Here is a 19,373-nt window from a genome sequence, read left to right as displayed (position 1 = left end):
AAAGCCGGTACAATTGTGGGCGCAGGTTTTGAACCATAAACTTTAGCAATGGTAAGCTTATTGATTCCTTCGGTTCGAAACGTTCTTGTTTAACCATTATCTAAACGTTTCGATACTATATACACAGTTTTCTTAGGTTTGGATTTAGTATACTTTTAAAGATACCAGGGCTCATTCAGTTGAAGCGAAAGATATACCAGGTCTCCCTTTGCAACTGTACATTCACATGCATTTACTGTAATTAAGGTTTCATCAATGCTAACTTCTATTTGATAATAGCTACCTAAAAAACAGATTTTTTCAACTTCGCCAATAACGGCTTGCTCTTCATGTTGTACAATTTTATAATCCTCTGGTCTCGTAAAAATATTTTTGCCAATTATGTTCTCTGTTGAGGCACCCATACGGGTTGCCTCCTGGTGGCGGATTATGTTATAATCACCAAAAAGGCTTGCCACGTACTTACTGTGTGGTTTTCTGTAAACCTCCTCCGGTGTTCCTGCCTGGATGATATGTCCAGCTTCCATTATCATAATCTCGTCTGCCCAAGATAGGGTTTCAGGTGGGTCATGTGAAACCATGATACAGGTAATAGAGAGCTTTTTAGTGATGTCATTGATAACGGACTTCAGGATCTTCTTGTGCCCCATGTCAAGGTTAGAGTAGGGCTCGTCGAGCAATAGCAGCTTTGGAGAAGTTATCAATAGCTTGGCTGTTGCAATACGTTGTTTTTCGCCGCCTGATAGTTCTGACGTCTTGCGTTTTAAAAGGTGTTCGATCTGGCACACTTCGTAAATCGTTTCAGCTTCATCAACAGGCAATTTATTCGCCATATCCAACAACTCTTCAACCTTATAATTATTTCGCAGTTCAAAATGTTGAGATAAATAAGCAATGCGGGGGTGCCCTGGTATTAATTTCTCTTCGGGGCCTAAAACCTTTTCATTCTCAAATTCTATCGACCCCGATTCGGGCTGAACCAACCCTGCTATGATTTTCAATAATGTACTTTTCCCCGAACCTGTCTCTCCGGCAATAGAAAGTTTCTGCCCTCTTTTTAAATTGAAGCTGATATTATTTAATGCAAAACCTTCCGATCGCTTATTTATTCCTGATACACGTAATAGATCCATTTTTACTTTTGAGTCTTGCGACAAAAGTAAAAGGTTTTATAGTGGCAGGAAATTAATTAGTGATGTGGGTATTTTGGCGAGTAAAGAAGAAACTGTACAAGAGTGCGACGCAAAAATGTTTAATAGTAGCAAGATGGCGGCATCAAAAAAGAGTTGTTCTAATAGTTGCTGAATTAGTTAAAGTCTTTGGCAATCTCGATCTTTATCTAAAATTACCTTTTACTTTAGCTGGTAAATTAACTTATTGAACATGAAAAAACGTAAGCCTTTCACCTTCTTCTTTGTGTTGTTAGCTTTTTTCTCGATGGAAAAAACATTCGCCCAGAACCCTGAAAATTGGACAAGCAAGCAACTGATTCAACCAGCAGAACTGGCCCAAAAAATCACAGCCAATAAAGAAGTGCCTGTAATATTTAGCGTGGGACCGGGGGCGCCTATTCCTCATTCGATTGACATAGGAATGGGAAAGGACAAAGAAAATATGGATAAGCTAAAAAAGGAGTTAAGTGGTTTATCGAAAGAAACACAAGTTGTGGTCTATTGCGGCTGTTGCCCTTTTGAACATTGCCCTAATGTTAGGCCTGCTATAGATGCCCTGAAAGAAATGAAATTTACCAACTACCAGCTACTCAACCTGCCAAAGAATATTAAAACTGATTGGATAGACAAAGGTTATCCGACTAAAGGGTGAGTTGATTTATAAAAAAAACAAAAACAAAAAGCCCCACATTGCGTGGGGTGATAGTTATTTTTCATCATCATCTTTCGGTGCCTCGTCTCCATAACGGGCAGTTTCTCCCTCGTCAAGATCGTCTAATGGACTCGGAGTTGGAGTTAAATCAGGATCGAGGTCTATATCTTTATCTGCCTGTTCATGTGCGGCAATAACGGCTTCATCTGTAGGCGTTGGGTGAGGATTGTTTCTGACTTTAGGGGTTTCATTATTTAGTGGCATAATCTGTATTTTTAAAATAAAGAAGATTAAATTTTTATGCCACTGATAGGAGGGGTGCTATCAGAGAGAAGTGCTGTCGATTATTATTGCCCCGTTGTTTGTTATATCTTCTTTTGCTTTTTTGAATCCATCCTGGTTAATCGCTCTTACGGCATCTTCGACTATGTAAGTTTTAAAGCCTTCTTCCAAAGCGTCTTTGGCTGTGTAATAAACGCAGTAGTCAGCGGCAAGGCCAGCAATATATACTTCAGTTACCTGCTTGCCTTTTAAATATTCTGTAAGTGCAGTAGACTTGCGATGTCCGTTGTCATAAAACCCGCTATAGCTATCAATTTCACTATCTGTACCTTTTCTAAAAATAGCCTCCACTTTATTCATTAACAGGTTTTTCGAAAACTCAGCTCCCTTCGTTCCCTGCACACAGTGTATTGGCCACAAAACCTGGTTCAATCCGTTTAGATCAATTTCTTCAAAAACTTGTTTTCCTGCATGGTTTACTGCAAAGCTCTTATGATTTTGCGGATGCCAGTCTTGCGTTGCGACAACCAGTTCAAACCGAAGTTGCAGCTGGTTTACTATAGCAACAATTTCATCTCCACCCGGAACTGCCAGTGCCCCGCCAGGCATAAAATCATTTTGTATGTCAATCAAGAGTAAAGCCTTCATAGGTATTAATGACTTCCTTTGGAGCAAATTATCTTCATTGTAGATAGCAGCCGATGTTATTTTTTACCACTTGCCTTTTTAGGCGCCGAGGTTTTTGCCGCCACTTTCTTACTTGCAGCTTTGCCGTTTTCAGCTTTTGCTGCCGCTTTGTTAATGTTAGGAGTAGCAGCCTTTTTTGGTTCAACTTTCTTTTTTGCCGCTGCTTTTTTAGGCGCGTTATTACTTTTTGCAGCGGCGCCACCTGCTTTTGTTTCATCTGTAGTTTCTGCATCCTCGTTTATACCTGAGTAGGCAAGCCTGGTCAGCAAGTTATCGGCGAAGTATTCTTCGTCTAATGTTTGGCGTAGCAGACTCTCAGCTTCTTTCAGGCCAAGTTCCATTGCATAAGCTCGGGCAGTACCGTAACCGCATATTTCATAGTGCTCTATTTTTTGAGCGCAGGCTATTATTGCTGCATCTTTCACATCCACATCCATGTCGGCGCGCATAATTTTTTCGCCTTCACTTATGATTCCTTCCATTCCTTTACACTTTTCTCCGCCGGTTATGGCTCCAAATAAGCCTGACAAAAATCCTTTGTTTTCTTCGCTTGCTCCTCCATTAACTAGCTTCTGAACTTCATCCAGCCTCGTTCTTTGTTTTTCTGTTACCGACAAATGTTGCTCGAGTGCTTTTTTTAATTCACCATTTTGTGCCTTTGCAATCATTGCCGGCATCGCTTCGATTATCTGGTCTTCTACCGAAATAAGATCCTGCACTTCATGTGCTAATAAAGCTTTTAAATCGTTCATTTTTTCCATAAAAATTTTATGTTCATAACAGAAAAAACTATACCTCGTGAAAATTGATTTAAAAACATTGCCCTTGCAAAACTACTGCTGCACAAATAGTTAAGTTAGTGGTGCGCTGCACTTACTCTGTACAAGGGCTACAATAGATTATAAAAATTTTTATGTTACAAGCACTTGTTCTTTGTTTATTCATCGTTGCGTCGCATTTCGTTCGTCGGCAAATCTTACCGCAGCTTATTTTAAAAAACATCTTCAATCCGATACTTGTATAATTTTTCAAGCGTCACATCTAATAAACTGTTGTTCACTTCAATTGAATTTACTTGTAGTATAAAAAAAGTCTGGACAGCAGGGTGAAACGACGGGTCGAATTTTTATTGTCGTTCCTGAGGCGTTCGTGTCCGAATTACTTCCGCTAGCTTTCACCGTAACGAATGTAGTGCTTATCAAATGAACCGTTTCCTTTACCTGGAATTTCTATAAGCCCGGCGTTTATGTTAAGAATAGAATTACCGGCAAAGAGAATTGCCCATATGGTCGCAGCGCCTCAACGCCAACATTAAGGCGAAATGAATGAGTCGTTAAAAGTTGAAAAAAGGACCTTGTGGAAATATTTTACAGAAAGGATATCCTTACAACGAATTATAATAAGTCATTCGCGATGATCAGTGTAGTAGTTCACTGCTATTAATTTGGTTAGTTCTTCTCTTTCCGTTGTACTAAGTTGAGTTGCTGAGATGGCTTCTGCCGCTTCTTTCAACTGCTCTAAGGTTCGAATTCCTACAACTGCCGAAGTAATAGCTGAATTACCTGATACAAATTGTATTGCCGTTTGGGCAGCACTTCGATCTTGTGTTGACATGTCTTTTACGTTTTTAGCAGCCTTACGCACTTCGTGTTCATCGTAATTAAGATAGCTTTTCGCCGGCTTATTTACCAATAGACCATTTGCCACACTGCCTCTTGCCAACACCCCTATTTGGTGCTTCTGCAGCAGGGGCAAACAAACTTCTTCAGGTCGACGATCCAATAAACTATACTGCATCATCACACTTACAATGTTTGAAAGGCTTACATATTTCTTTATGACGTTGGGCCTGATAGAAGAGATGCCGTAATGACGGATTTTGCCTTGTTTTTTCAAAATCTCAAAAGCATCTATTGTTTCTTCTATTGGGTCATCGATTGTTCCTCCGTGCAACTGGTATAAGTCTATATAGTCTGTTTGCAATCTCTTCAGGCTTTGTTCTGCACAGGAAAGTATATAATCTTTTTTTGGGTTCCAATCCCAACCGCTGCCGTCCTTTCTCCACTGGTTGCCAACTTTTGTCGCTATGATAACCTTGTCCCGTTTTCCTTGTAACGCCTTACCAACGAACATCTCATTCATGCCTTTATCATATAAATCTGCAGTATCAAAAAAGTTGATACCGAAATCTACTGCCTTGTGTATGATTTTTTCATTCTCCCTTTCGTCTAATTGTAAAGACATGCATCCGAAACCAATAGCACTTATTGTAAGGTCAGACTTCCCTAATTGTTTATATTTCATTAATAGTTTTTAAACGGTTTTTCTGCTAAATCTCTGCCAACCTAAGTAGAGATCTAATGATAATTGAAACAAGCTTACCTGCCGGCAATTCGATCAAATCAGGTTTAAACTCCTTCGCTGATAACATAAGGTCGTATAAGAATTGTTCTACATGCACCGAAGAAAAACAAAAAAAATGAAAAGTTTTTTTTGTAGTTATAACTCAACCCGTACTTTTGCGCCGGAGAGTTGGCAGAGCGGTCGATTGCGGCAGTCTTGAAAACTGTTGACTGTAACAGGTCCTGGGGTTCGAATCCCTAACTCTCCGCAGACAATCATCAAGAGTAACATAAGCCCGTAAATGCAAATTTTACGGGCTTTTTTGTTGCTTTTCTCCTTCAAATCGTATCAGGTAAACTCAAGCTTCTGGCGACTAATTTGGTTCACCTACAATTGTTGATAATCTTGGTGCGCCTAATTTCGCTGAAACCCTTTCGGGTTGACCTTTTCTTTTGTCTCCCTTAAATTTTAGCTGATATGTTCCTGCCATATCCAGTTGACCTACTTTACTAACAACTTTCGCCCTTCAGGTATTATTCGGACTGATTTTTCCGGCAAAGGAAATGGGTGGGTTCATCTGGCAGCGTTTCGCACTGTTCATAAATATCCCCTTCCTACCCTGTACGATTATCTGGGCCCATGCATCTACTCAAACAAGGTTTATTTGTTTCCCACGAACTCCAGCATTCATTTGTAACCTATCAGTAGCACGTTGTTTTTAAAATACCCCGTCCAAAACACATTACAAATAAGTTGATTGAGAGCGTTTTAACAATTACTCGTTAATTTTTTTGTACCGAATTATATAGCATACATTTAAAATCAAATTTGCTTGTCATGATGAGATTTCAACTCCTTTCAGTTGTATTCATATTATTTTTTTTTACCGTTTCTGCACAAACCCGCTATATAACTGGAAGAGTTGCTTCTTCCGATAGTGGGTCGTTAGTTGGAGTTTCTATCAATATTAAAGGAACCCGAACAGGCACTTCTACAAACGAAGCGGGTAATTTTTCCATCAACACAACGCCCGGTTCTACATTAGTTTTTAGTTCTGTAGGTTATGATACTAAGGAAGTGGTAGTAGCAAAAAGCAATAATCTTTTCGTGCAGCTCACACCTGCTAATAATAAGTTAAGCGAAGTAATTGTTATAGGCTACGGCACTCAAAAGAAAAAGGAGCAAACAGCTGCCATCAGTACTGTTTCAGGAAAAGATATAGTAAAGTCGCCTGTGTCTGATGCCACTAATTCACTCGTAGGAAGGGTTCCAGGCTTGTTTGCGCAACAACGATCAGGATTGCCTGGGGATAACGGATCAGATATTTTTATCCGCGGGCGTGCTTCTGCAAATTCGGCAGCGTTAATAATAGTGGACGGTGTTGAAAGACAGGGTTTCGGTGATATTGACCCCAACGAAATTGAGGCTATCAGCGTTCTTAAAGATGCTTCGTCAACGGCTTTGTTTGGTATTAAAGGAGCTAATGGTGTTATTATTATTACCACTAAAACCGGGAAAGCCGGAAAAGCAAAAGTGTCTTATTCAGGTAATGTTGGTGTAGTAAAGCCCACTGAATTACCTGAATTCCTCGACGCTTATCGTAGCGCTTTTCTTCATAACGAAGCGGAAGAAAATTTAATTAAGTACAACCTTGTACCTGCAGGCTATAAAAAACTATTTACAGCACAGGACCTTCAAATTTATAAAGAGGGAACAGGAGATCCGTTAATATATCCGAACGTAAATTGGTATAAAGCGCTTACGAGACCCGCATGGTCGCGCAACCAGCATAATCTTAATTTTACAGGAGGCTCACGACTTACAAAATATTTTGTTTCAGTAGGATACCTTTTTGAAGATGGTATGTTGAAAGATTTCAAGACACCGTCGGGTTATAAAACTACACCTTCATACACACGCTACAACTTCCGTTCGAATCTTGATTTTACTCTCACAAGTAGTACCGTATTAAGTCTTCGAATGGCTGGTCGACTTGAAAACAGGTATTCTCCGGTCGGAAACGCTGGCCAGGGCAACTTGTTTAACAGGCAAAGAAGTGGAGTAGCCGGTCTTGTAAGCAGGATAACTGCTATCCCCGCGTGGGGCCTTCCTTTCTTTCCTGAATACACCAATCCTACAACACCGGAAATGAGATTGCTTGATGAAACTTATAACCAGATTGAAGATATAGGCACACTTGGGGTAAACACTTTTAACCCTTATGGAATTCTAAAGCGCAGTGGTTATGTTAATACAGATAATAATGCCTTGGAAAGCGTCTTTGTACTTGACCAGAAGTTAAACAGCGTCGTTAACGGTTTGAGCGCAAAAATCACTTTTGCGTATGACGCGTATATCAGCGGGGCAAGATTACAAACGGGATCTTTCACAAGCTATACGCTTGATAAGAGTACTAAAGAATTAACGGTTAGCAGGGCTACTTTTGAAGATGCCCTGAATGCTCCAGGTACCGGTCGCTCCGGTTACGTAAAAACTAATATACAGGCCGCGCTTAATTATACGCGGCAGTTCGGTCAGCATGCTGTTTCAGGGGTATTTGTTGGCCAGAGGGAGTTAAGGGGTGCTGAAGGAGCTCAGGCTCCTTTTGCGAACGAAGGATTGGTGCTAAGAATGACCTATAATTACAAGAGCAAATACTTCTTTGAAATCAACGGTTCTTACAACGGCTCCGAAAACTATCCGAAAAGCGAGCGTTACGGATTATTTCCGGCAGTTTCTGCAGGATGGACACTAACCGAAGAAAAGTTCATGAAAAGCGTGAAGGTTTTGAATTACATGAAAATACGTGGTTCATATGGGCTTATTGGTTATGGAAATGTTGGTGGTACTCGGTTTATTTACCTTGATGAATATTCAAACGGCGGAGGTACCGTAGGTGTAGGAGGAGGGATTACCAACCCTAACAGCCAGGTGCAATTTGGAAATCCAAATTCTATTGTTAATAATCCTGTGGTTTGGCACAGCAAGCCTGGCAATCCCTTTGTGAGCTGGGAAAAATCGATCAAGAGAAATATTGGAATTGAAACCTCTTGGTTTAAAAGTAAGTTGTCGGTTAATGTGGATGTGTTTGATGAAAAGCGATATGATATACTCTTATCCCGGAATAATTCTTCACCAAATATTTATGGTGAAACACGTCCTCTCAGCAATTACGGCGAAAACTACAATAGCGGGTACGAAGCGGAGGTTAGTTACAGAGTGAATACAAAGGATTGGAAATTTAGTCTTAATCTTCAATACACCCATGCAAAGAATAAGATAGTTAAAACTGATGAACCGCTAAATCTTGCAGCAGATTTGAAAAACAGCGGGCTACCAATTGGCCAATATCGGGGATACCAGGTCATCGGCTTTTACCAGTCACTTGATGAAATCAACAAAAGTCCGGTAAGCAGAGTAGGTACCCAGGTAATTCCGGGTGATTTGAAATATAATGATACAAATGCAGACGGAGTTATAGATGATCAGGATAGAGTTGCTATTGGCTATGCCGATGTGCCTCAAAACGTGTTTGGTATAGAACCAAGCATTAGCTGGAGAAGCATTACGCTGTCCGCGTTATTGCAAGGAGCTGATAAAGTAAGCTCTAACGTGCAATTAGACGGGAACGGCCGTAACCAATATTATGCTCAAATGTTTGACCGTTGGACTCCCGAAAATCCTACTAATGCAACATGGCCGGTTATGCGAACCGGCGCAACGGGTGGTAACCCAAGCTATGTAACAAATTCGTTCCTGCTGCAGAATTCTTCGTATCTCAAACTAAGAAATATAGAAGTATCCTTCCTGGTTCCTTCAAAGCTCAGTAAAAAAGCAGGTATAGAAAGTATACGCGCTTACTTCAACGGACAGAACTTAGCGACATGGACAAAATTCGTAGGACTTGATCCTGAAAATGCAATTAATACGTCGCTGCTTAACGACCAGGGAGCTTTCAACAATCCTGCCTTTAGCTATCCCGTAACAAAAATCTACAACTTCGGCTTGAACATTCAATTCTAGGGCTAAACACTTCAATTTATAGTGATGAAATATTTTTTTCTTTCTTTTTTATGTATGGCTTTTGTAGGAATTACGGGCTGCAAAAAAGATTTTTTACAGCGTGACCCAGGTGCCCCCATAACCCGCGAAAACGTGTTTGGCGACCCCGTACTCGCGTCGCGCTTTGCTGACAATTCATACAATTATATGATTGATGAATTCGGCCGCATGAGCCAGGGATATAAAGGAACTACAGGTCAGTTTTGTGATGAAGCAATTTCTTCCGGCGCCTCTGACTCCTATCCATTTGTTGCAGTTATGACCTCTGGTAAATTCCTGGACCCTTCAGCTACGGATGTAGTCTCCATTTACAACAGGATGTACCAGGGTATTCGCAATGTGAACGTAATGCTGTCAAAAGTCGATAGTGTTCCGTGGTCAACTTTACAAAGTCCTCAACTGATAAAGGCACAAATGCTTTTTTTAAGAGGGATGTTCTACTTTGAACTGGTTAAACGTTTTGGGGGTGTCATTCTGCTTGACAAAGCTCCAGCGCTAACCGACAACCTTGACTTGCCAAGAAACACTTATGATGAAACGGTAAATTTTATATTAAAAGATCTTGCGGCCGCTGAGACGTTATTTTCAACAGTCACATTTGATCTGCCTTCCGGAAGGGTTTATGCTCCGGATACGGATTGGGATGCAAGAAATTATGGACGGGCTACAGGCGGAGCAGTTAAAGCTCTTCGGCTTCGTCTTTTAATGCTTGATGCTAGTCCTAACCAAAATCCTGCCGGTACTGCGGCAAAATGGAAGAAAGCTGCAGATGCTGCCAAGGGGATTATCAGCATGAATAAGTATTCGCTACACCCTACCTATACTACCTTGCTAAACGTGAGTACCTCTCCTGAGTACATTATGATTAAGGTAAGGGGTCCCCGTTCGTTAGGTGGTATGCTAAGTGATTTCATAATGCCTCCCAGCTCAGGTGGAGCACAAGGTCTTTTGAATCCTACTCAGAACCACGTTGACTTATATGAAATGAGTAATGGAAAGCCTATTACTGACGCTACTTCTGGCTATAACCCGCAAGCTCCCTATGTTAACAGGGACCTTCGTTTCTATAATAATATTATTTATAACGACATGACCTGGCAAGGAAGAAAAATACAGATGTATGACGGAGGAGTCGACTACGTGCCCGCCTCTAACAGTACAACCCGCACCCGGTATTATTGCAAGCGATTGTGGCCTGAAGCCATCAGAGGAAACTCTACCGCTACCGGAATAGTGAACTTTATATTTTTCCGCTACGCAGAGGTGTTGTTAAACTATGCCGAAGCCCTTAATGAAGCCGACGGTCCTGTTGCAGATGTATACACTTACGCCAATCAAGTACGGACACGCGCAGGAATGCCCAATCTTCCTGCAGGCTTAACAAAAGATCAAATGCGTAAGCGCATTCGAAACGAAAGAGCGGTGGAATTTGCTTTTGAAGAAATGCGGTGGTGGGATCTGTTAAGGTGGCGTGATGGTGAAACCATTAAGGCTGTCGTTAATGCCATAAACGTTACTAAAACAGCTACCGGGTTTACTTATAATGTTGTTCCGCTCCCTGCTTTGTACCAACGGGAATTCAGTGACCGCATGTTTAATTACCCAATACCAAGAGCCGAAATAGATAAAAGCAATGGTGTTCTTAAACAAAACCCGGGGTGGGAATAATACACAAACATTAATTGAAGAGTAATCTTAATAAATAGACGATAACTTATATGAGAAAATTTTACGAGCATACTATAATGGTGTTGTCTTTCGTGCTTTTACACGCTTCAATTTTTGCACAGGAAACGGCTATACCTCTAAAACAATTTACTGGGTTTGTAACTGATAAAAGTAAGAAGCCTGTTGAAAATGCAAGTATTGCCGTTCAGGAGAAGAATACTGTTTTATTTACCGACAAAACTGGAAAGTTTACGATCAAAGCTGAATCGAAGGATATAATTATTATAAAAAAAACCGGGTTTCACACAAAGCAGCTTGAACTAAGTTCTTTTGCAGATCTCAATATTGAATTAGATGTTGCGCTAATTGATGCGGGCGAAGATGACGATATTGAAATCCCTTTTGGTGTGCGAAAGAAACGAGAAATAACTTCTTCTATAAGTTCTTATAACACCGCTAATCTTCCGCAAATTCCAATGGCGAACCTGATTAATTCGTTCTCGGGCAGAATTCCGGGTTTATACATACAACAAACGGACAACCGACCTGGAAATGATAACGCAAACATTTTTGTAAGAGGGCGTTCTTCTTATGGAAGTTCTGCTGCCAGGATATTGGTGGATGGCGTGCAAAGAGACTTTCAGGATATGGATTTAAATGAGATTGAAAGTGTCACGGTATTAAAAGATGCGGCTGCTCTGGCGTGGTACGGACTAAGAGCCGGTCATGGAGTAGTTTTGGTTACTACTAGAAAAGGGAGCGCCACAAGATCAAGTATAAGTCTTGACATACAAGGAGGTGTACAGCAGGTTGAAAAAATTATTAAACCACTGAGTTCGTACCAGTTTGCAAGTTTATACAATGAGGCGCGACTGAATGATAATGCTACCCCTGTTTATGATAATGTGGCTCTTGCCGCATACCAAACCGGCAGTAACCAGTATAAATATCCTACTAACAATTTTGTAGGAGACTTTTTAAACAAAACCTCCTCCGTTCAACGTTATGTACTATCCGCCGACGGGGGTAATAGCACACTCCGTTACTTTGTATTGCTTAGTTATTTTGATCAGGGTGGTTTGTTCAAAGGCGCCAAATCAAACGACTTTAATTCAAACACCGGCTTTACACGTTTTAATTTCAGAGGTAACATTGATTTTAATGTAAACAAAAACCTAACTATTACCCTAAATTCCGGCGGGCGGTCAGAAAATCGGTTAAACCCGGGAGATAATGCCAACCCTTTTTTAAGTGCTCTTTATAACACTCCCCCCAATGCATTTCCAATTCGAAATGAAAACGGAACGTATGGTGGAACAACCGATTTTCGCAATAACCCTTTAGGTATGCTTAAAGACAGGGGGTACAACACTGTTGTAGACCGAGTGCTTTTAGCCTCATTAAATGCAAAACAAAAGCTCGATTTTCTAACAAAGGGATTATCTGCAATTGTTTATTATAGCCATGATGTATCCGGCACTTATTCTGCGGGGTTGAACCGAGATTACGAAATTTATGATTTCAACACTTCCCCCACACAATTGTTCCGAACTAAAACACCTTTAGGGTATCGTAGTGCTGCCTTTACCAACAATAACAGAAGGAATGAATTCTGGACGGGCTTCGATTATGATCGGACATTTGGAAACCACAGTTTAAAAGCTACTGTTCTTGGGCAAAGATATGTAGATGCCTCACCAGAAAGACTCGACTTTAGGGGCCAGGGAGTTTCAGGCAGAGTAGATTATGGATATAAAGACAAGTATTACGTGGGACTGGTAACAAGCTATTCAGGTTCTGAAAACTTTCCACCACACAAGCGCTATGGATTTTTTCCTGCTGTATCTGCAGGCTGGGTAGTTACAGAAGAAGATTTTTTAAAGACTAGTAACTTGCTTACCTATCTCAAACTAAGAGCATCTGCAGGCAAAGCAGGTAGTAGTAATATTGGTGGAAACCGCTTCCCTTTTGAAAGTTTTTATGCTCGTAATACAGGAGGTGGAGGTTACACCTTTGGCACCGGTTTTTCGGCTACCCCTTCTGCAAATGAAAGCAGCCTCGGTAACCCTGAAATTACCTGGGAAACATTTGAAACGGTTAATGCTGGCATAGAGATAAGATTGTTCCGCAATTCTCTTTCGCTTACAGGCGATGTTTATAAATCAAGCAGGACGGGTATACTTACCGATGCTGTCATTCCTAATATTCTCGGGCAAGCTCTAGGTACGGTAAACGAGGGACAAGTAGACAGCAGAGGGATTGAACTCGGGATGGATTATACCAAGAAAGTGGGTCGATTCGATGTATCGGTAAACGGTAATATTTTATTTTCTGATGATAAAGTAATTGCTCAAAACGGCCAGAATGGGATACCTGATTACCAAAAAACTATTGGTAATATAGCTGGGTCTTCCCTGTTATTTGTTTCAGATGGATTATTTAAGGACCAGGCTGAAATTACTGCAAGTCCAAGTCAAAGCTTTTTTGGGAGAATAATTCCAGGGGATATAAAATACAAAGATATTGGAGGCATTACAGGAAAGCCGGATGGCATTATTGATAATTTCGACCGGATAAGAGTGAACAAAAGAGATCTCCCTAATATTTACTACGGTTTTGGAACTGCAGTGAATTTTAAAATTTTTGACTTCTCAACCTACTGGCAAGGGGTCAAAGGAAAAACAATAGATATACAAGGTTTGGTGAACAGTGGCCCTTTCTCGTTTAACGAGGAAACATTAAAACGTTGGACTCCCGCAACCGCGGAAACTGCAAAATATCCTAGGGTTGGTTTAACTGATCGTGGAAATAATACAGCCGGGTCGGATTTCTGGAGAAGGTCCGGCGATTATCTCCGTCTAAAATATATTGAAGCCGGGGTTTCACTACCACAAAAGGTATTAAGTAGATTTCACATGAAGAAGATGAGGTTTTATATCGGCGGTTCAAATCTACTGACCTTTACAAAACTAGATATCGATGTAGACCCTGAAATTCCATCAGCAGGTAGTGGAGATGCTTATCCTTATCTAAAAACATACAGCTTCGGTTTACGGGCAACGTTTTAATTGATAAAATTAATGTCGACTAAATTTTAGAACTTATATATGAGTACGATTAGCATAAAATCTTTGGTAGGTATATGTTGTACCGTTGTTTTGCTTGCAAGCTGTAAGAAGGACTACCTGAGCTTTGATTACACCGATGGTGGAGTAAAGGAGAAGGATGTTTGGACTTCCGACAGGCTCGCAAGGGGTTTTTTAAACAACGCTTATCTGGGAATACTTCGTAGGTATGATCTTACCGACGGAGCTTTACTCGCATCAGCTTCTGACGAGGCGGTTAATTCAAACCAGGGGTCAACCATAAATATTTTCAATAACGGAACATGGGGACCACTTCGCACCCTGGATGATCAGTATACTAACATGTATAACTATATTAGAAGAACAAACCTCTTCCTCGAGAAAAGTGCTACAAGTAGTATTGTACCGGTGAGTGCTATTCCGTCGTTGCGTGGTGAGGCTTTCTTTTTGAGGGCTTATTATCACTTCGAGCTATTTAAAAGATATGGAGCAATCATAATTGCAAATCGTGCATTTTCTCCTACACAAGAATTGGACATCCCAAAAAATACGTTTGAAGAAGTTGTAAATCAAATCACGTCCGACTGCGACTCGGCCGCCACGACCCTCCTGCCATCACTATCCGATCAATCAGCTACGGATAAAGGAAGAGCAACACAAACAGCTGCCCTTGCGCTTAAAGCAAGAACGTTATTGTATGCTGCAAGCCCTTTAAATAATCCAACAGGGGATGTTACAAAATGGCAACAAGCCGCAGATGCAGCTAAAGCAGTCATTAGCTTAAACAAACATTCCTTACTGGTTACAGCACAACATGCTAACATCTGGAATTATACAACAAACGCATACAACAACGAGGTGATATTTGCGTCTGTAGCGGACAATGTAAATAACATTGAAAGCGCAAACGGCCCGATTAGTTACGACGGAGCCCGCGGCAGAACTAATCCCACACAAGAATTAGTGGATGCTTTTGAAATGCGAACAACAGGTAAGCCAATTACCGATGCTACATCCGGTTATGACAGAAATAATCCTTATGCCAATAGGGATCCAAGGTTGAATCTATTTATTATGGTGAACGGGGCGATTTTTAAATCACCAAAAATCGTTGAAACCTTTGTTGGGGGTAAAGACAATGTAATTTCTAATGTAAATACTACTAAAACGGGATATTACATGCGAAAGTTTCTTTATGATGCGGCAAACTGGGCAGTTAACTCAGCCAGTAATGTTAGAAGGCCATGGGTTCATTTTAGGTATGCGGAAGTGTTGCTAAATTATGCAGAGGCGCTAAATGAGGCACAGGGACCAATTGCAGAGGTCTATACCAATATCAACCTTTTAAGAACACGGGCAGGAATGCCAGCCCTACCGGCCGGTCTAAGTAAAGACCAGATGCGTTTGCGGATACAGAATGAAAGACGCGTGGAGCTTTGTTTTGAGGAACACCGCTTTTTTGATGTAAGACGTTGGAAAAAGGGTGAGGAATTTTTAAATAAACCGGTTTCAGGTATGCGTATAACCAAAAACGGGACTGTACTAACCTACGAGGTATTTACGGTAGAAAGCAGGATTTTTTCAGAAAAGAATTACCGATTTCCTTTTCCGCAAAGTGAATTAACCCGGGCGACCAAACTTGTTCAAAATCCGTCCTGGTAGAAAAACAGAAGAGATTTAGTTTTGCAATGCCTTGCAAAACTTCCTTTGGAAGTGCTTTTTTTGCATTTCAACCTGTCCTTTTCAATGCGAGCGATCTCAATGATTCTGATACAATTACGTTAACCGGTTTTGCTTTGTGCTCGATCACTATTCGTTCAACTAGCGTACACATTATAGCAACGTTCGCTTCACGGTCTGCTACCTTTATGCTTTGTATAGTTTTTGTATTATTACCTATCAAACTTAGTGCAATAGGTATTTTCTTATACCTATCCTGTTTGTTTTTCAATGCTTCATGGTCGTTTAAAATCTGGCACTAGAAGGCTTTTCTCTCTATCATTTCAGAATGATCATTAGCAGCCATACCCACAAATTCTGCAAAACTTAAAGCGGGAATTTTGGAAGGCGGAATAGTGGATTTTAATTATTTAGAATGGCTAACTGAAGTGTCTGAACTGTTAATAGAAAACATCGCTTTTTCCTGCATAATCTTCTCAAACCTTTCTGACGACTGTTTAGCTGTATCTCGGGTTACTTGTCCGCCTATAATATTTGCCGTAATATTTATTATTACATCAGCCTGTTCTTTACCTAATCTTTTCTTACCTGGCTAAAGTCTTGAACGCCTAAAGTAGTAGCGCCGTTATTGCTTCTTGCAGTTGCAATAAGGCTGTCAATGTTGTTCAATAAATGGTTGGGAAGTACATTATATTAGCTGCTTTTCTGCTTGCCTTTTTGTTTACCAGCTTCACAGAGCATGTTGCATAATAAAACTGTAGTATATCAATCAACTGAGATACAAATTGGCGTTAGAATTTTTCTACATCCACATTGCTTAAACTAAATCTTAATTTAAAAATATACTGCCTGAAGGATAACACCTTTATAGGAAAACAATAACTCTAAACACAATCTCTTTTAAGAGGAATTTCTTAAATCTACGGTACTATAAACAACACTACCCTGAACAAGAATTAATGTGCAAATATTATTATTGATGACGATAAGGAGATTTAGAATTTTTGCAAAATGCATTTTAAGGAGCTAAAGACTAAAAATTAAATTTTCATTTTTAATGACGGTTATATGTCAATTAAGCAAAAGCACCTTTTTCTACTCAATTTACCATTATTTAAAGAAAGCCTTCTTAAAAAAAGAAGGACTTTGTCCGGTCACTTTTTTAAACTGTTTGGATAAATAGGCTATACTACTATAATTAAGCATATCAGCTGTTTGATTGAGAGACAAATATCCAAACGTTAATAATTCTTTGGCCCGATGTATTTTATTCTCGATAAAAAAATGTTCAATTGTTTCTCCTTCTTGTAACTTAAAGAGATTTGACAAGTATCTATAATTGTAATTTAATTTCTGACTTAAATAGTCAGATAAGTTTGTGGGTAATTGCTCTCGGTTGTAGTAAACTAATTCTATTATTAATTTTTTAATTTTTTCTGTCAGTATTATATGCAGATCGACTGATAATTCCAGGTCATATTTCTTCAATTCACGACCTAGTAGAAGGAGTTGTTCTGTACTTACAGTTTCTTTTAATTCAACTATGCCTGCTTCTATAGAAACATAAGCAATTTCCATTTTTTGTAATAAAAGCCTCACAACCTCGATGCAGCAAGGGCAAATCATATTTCCGATAAAGATTTTCATATGTTCGGTTTTTGTTACAAATAAGATTTGTAATCAAATGGCAAGCACGAACGGGAAAGAATATTGGGGGAGCGATTAAAGTAAAAAAGCCTGATATGCTTAGAAAAAGACTTTCTTTTCTTACTGTGAATATAGTGAAACATATTTTCTATTACTAGCAAAAGTTGCGAATGTTTTATAAGCGTAAAAAGTGTCATATTTTTCATCGTTGCTAGTACCCTGCAGTTATTATTATTTCAAAATCTGCTATTGACCCTTTTAGGATCCTCATGCAGAATAATTACGAATTATCGTAAAATCTGTAAATTATACATCAATATCGTACAAAAGTATAATATAAGAGTGCGGGTAATACTATAATATTGTTACGTTCTCCAATAGAAACAGAATTTGTAATCTCCCCTTCTCGGTCACGACAAATTATTAGGCTAAGCATTATTTCAGCTTTTGAATTAATTAGAAAATGTCTGATTGCTAAAATTCGGCGTGAGGAAATCTATTATTTGAATCTTAAAACCAACTAATTGCTTTTATGGAAGTCAAAAAAGTAACACTTTTAAAAGAAGTGGTTGAAAAGGCGTTTGGTAGAAAAATTCTTATTGCGTCGGATTGTGATAGTTTAAGCAAGGATATTTACCGGCAGACCAATGTTAAACTAAGTTTAAATACTCTCAGACGCTTTTTCAATTTAATAAAGAGCAAGTATCAGGTGTCCTTATTTACTTTAGATCTATTATCCCGTTATTGCGGCTTTCCTTCCTTCTCGGAATTGGCAGATAATGGCGAGGAAATGCAACAGAACAGCAGTGGCAATGACCAGGGATTATTGAATTTTCTGACCTTACTGTTTAATGATTCAGATGTAAAGTGTATTAACGATGTGACCTACATTAACTTAATACATACTACCATTATTTATTTGGACAAAAAGCCGAACATTATAGATCAGCTTCAACGACGAATAGCAAAAACATTAAATGGGCAAATATTCTATTATGAACAATCGGTTAATATCGATAAGCTGGACTCATACTATGGAGTAGGCTTGTGCTATTATTTAAATGAAAAAAGAACAGTTGAAGCCCAAATATTTGGAAACTCTTTACTCTGTTTTCGTTACTGGCTTACCATGAATATGGAAGCAATTAAAAAGCACCACAACGAAATTTTATGTTATACCATTAATGAAAGTGTGCCACCGTCTATAGCAGGTAGATATTTTGCTGCGCAACTATATTTTGCAGAAGCTTTTAATAGGGAAATCGGCTCTATCTTAACTCAAGCCAGGGAGTTCTACAGTTCCATAAAACCTTCAAAATTCATCTATCAGGATTTTCCGGCTTTTGAATACATATTATCAGAAGCGCTGGTGCTTACTTATCAATATGAGGAAGCATTATTTTATATACATGAAGCAATTAAAAAAAGGAACAATAAAGTGGCTCCTCATGTTGACTTGAGATTATTTGAATCTATATATTTAAATCAGGCAATAGCATTTGCAAATATTGGCAGAGAAGAAAAATCTTTGGATATATTAGAGACAATCACTGCTATGAATTTTTATTTCTTGTCAAGAAACTTTAATCGAATCTTGTATTTCTCCTTACAGCAAACAATTAAAAAAAGAAAATCGGTTGATGAGCAATTACAATATTTAGTGGAGCAGACAGGATTCAAAAAGCTACTTGTTAAAAGTATGGAAACTATAGCAGTAGTTCTACTTGTCTTAACTAACTTTCAAGCATTTGGTTATTTGGTAACATAGGCTAATCTGTCTGCTAGAACTGGTTTTCAAATAAGCCGCTAATCGGATTGGCAGTGCGCAGAAATCTCTTCAGCAAGTAACCTTGCTGTTAAAGCTTGTTAAAGGAGTAGAGGGTCTATCCCAGTGTTTTTATGTCTCTAAAAATGAACGGATATTAGAAGGAGTTAGTCGCTGATTTAATGAGCAAAAGTGGACAAAAAATTGGGCCAACGGCACTATATCTTAGAGAAAGAATTAGGTTAATAAGAAATATAATGTGTCATTTAACTGTTGTTAAATCAAGACTTAGAGCTAAGTGATCGGACATTTTACTTGTCGCCCCACAG

General features: G+C 39.3%; 12 protein-coding genes and 1 tRNA gene. 7 read left to right on the top strand and 6 right to left on the bottom strand.

What is annotated here, in order from left to right; translation table 11 throughout:
- Positions 1 to 155 precede the first annotated feature (155 nt).
- Entirely contained in the window at positions 156 to 1,133 is a 978-nt protein-coding gene (locus JWR87_RS04520; RefSeq protein WP_297816115.1) for an ABC transporter ATP-binding protein, read from the bottom strand.
- A gap of 250 nt (positions 1,134 to 1,383) precedes the next feature.
- Here JWR87_RS04520 and JWR87_RS04515 point away from each other — a divergent pair, with 250 nt between their 5' ends.
- The gene (locus JWR87_RS04515; protein ID WP_297816113.1) at positions 1,384 to 1,824 is read left to right on the top strand and encodes a rhodanese-like domain-containing protein; all 441 of its coding nucleotides are present in this window, start codon (positions 1,384 to 1,386) and stop codon (positions 1,822 to 1,824) included.
- 54 nt (positions 1,825 to 1,878) lie between these two features.
- Here JWR87_RS04515 and JWR87_RS04510 read toward each other — a convergent pair whose 3' ends face one another.
- The 4 genes from JWR87_RS04510 to JWR87_RS04495 all read right to left on the bottom strand — a co-directional run bounded on the left by JWR87_RS04510 (position 1,879) and on the right by JWR87_RS04495 (position 5,097).
- Entirely contained in the window at positions 1,879 to 2,088 is a 210-nt protein-coding gene (locus tag JWR87_RS04510; protein WP_297816111.1) for a hypothetical protein, read from the bottom strand.
- A gap of 60 nt (positions 2,089 to 2,148) precedes the next feature.
- On the bottom strand, positions 2,149 to 2,754 hold the full coding sequence (gene pncA / locus JWR87_RS04505) for a bifunctional nicotinamidase/pyrazinamidase (protein WP_297816109.1): 606 nt from the start codon (positions 2,752 to 2,754) through the stop codon (positions 2,149 to 2,151).
- A 56-nt stretch (positions 2,755 to 2,810) separates the two neighbouring features.
- Positions 2,811 to 3,554 (bottom strand): ferritin-like domain-containing protein, encoded by a 744-nt coding sequence (locus tag JWR87_RS04500; RefSeq protein ID WP_297816107.1) that lies wholly within the window; start codon positions 3,552 to 3,554, stop codon positions 2,811 to 2,813.
- A gap of 643 nt (positions 3,555 to 4,197) precedes the next feature.
- Positions 4,198 to 5,097 (bottom strand): aldo/keto reductase, encoded by a 900-nt coding sequence (locus JWR87_RS04495; RefSeq protein WP_297816105.1) that lies wholly within the window; start codon positions 5,095 to 5,097, stop codon positions 4,198 to 4,200.
- A gap of 222 nt (positions 5,098 to 5,319) precedes the next feature.
- Here JWR87_RS04495 and JWR87_RS04490 point away from each other — a divergent pair.
- From JWR87_RS04490 to JWR87_RS04470, 5 genes are all read left to right on the top strand, one after another.
- Positions 5,320 to 5,404, top strand: a tRNA-Ser gene (locus JWR87_RS04490).
- A 569-nt stretch (positions 5,405 to 5,973) separates the two neighbouring features.
- A complete protein-coding gene (locus JWR87_RS04485; protein WP_297816103.1) occupies positions 5,974 to 9,159 on the top strand; it encodes a TonB-dependent receptor in 3,186 nt (1,061 codons plus the stop codon).
- 24 nt (positions 9,160 to 9,183) lie between these two features.
- Entirely contained in the window at positions 9,184 to 10,866 is a 1,683-nt protein-coding gene (locus JWR87_RS04480; protein WP_297816101.1) for a RagB/SusD family nutrient uptake outer membrane protein, read from the top strand.
- A gap of 50 nt (positions 10,867 to 10,916) precedes the next feature.
- Positions 10,917 to 13,934, top strand: coding sequence for a SusC/RagA family TonB-linked outer membrane protein (locus tag JWR87_RS04475; protein ID WP_297816099.1), 3,018 nt, complete (start codon positions 10,917 to 10,919; stop codon positions 13,932 to 13,934).
- A gap of 39 nt (positions 13,935 to 13,973) precedes the next feature.
- Positions 13,974 to 15,614, top strand: a complete 1,641-nt coding sequence (locus tag JWR87_RS04470; protein WP_297816097.1) for a RagB/SusD family nutrient uptake outer membrane protein — start codon at positions 13,974 to 13,976, stop codon at positions 15,612 to 15,614.
- A gap of 1,128 nt (positions 15,615 to 16,742) precedes the next feature.
- Here JWR87_RS04470 and JWR87_RS04465 read toward each other — a convergent pair.
- Positions 16,743 to 17,279 carry an AraC family transcriptional regulator gene (locus tag JWR87_RS04465; protein ID WP_297816095.1) on the bottom strand — a complete coding sequence of 179 codons (537 nt, stop codon included), beginning with the start codon at positions 17,277 to 17,279 and terminating at the stop codon, positions 16,743 to 16,745.
- Positions 17,280 to 17,811: 532 nt separating this feature from the next.
- Between JWR87_RS04465 and JWR87_RS04460 the strand changes: the two genes are divergently transcribed.
- Positions 17,812 to 19,047: a hypothetical protein gene (locus JWR87_RS04460; RefSeq protein ID WP_297816093.1), complete on the top strand. Its 1,236-nt coding sequence runs from the start codon at positions 17,812 to 17,814 to the stop codon at positions 19,045 to 19,047.
- The last annotated feature ends 326 nt before the right edge of the window (positions 19,048 to 19,373 follow it).

The sequence above is a fragment of the Segetibacter sp. genome (genome assembly GCF_025963695.1).
Taxonomy (GTDB): Bacteria; Bacteroidota; Bacteroidia; order Chitinophagales; family Chitinophagaceae; genus Segetibacter.
The sequence above is the reverse complement of the archived record's forward strand: the minus strand, read 5'-3'. Positions and strand labels throughout refer to the sequence as shown.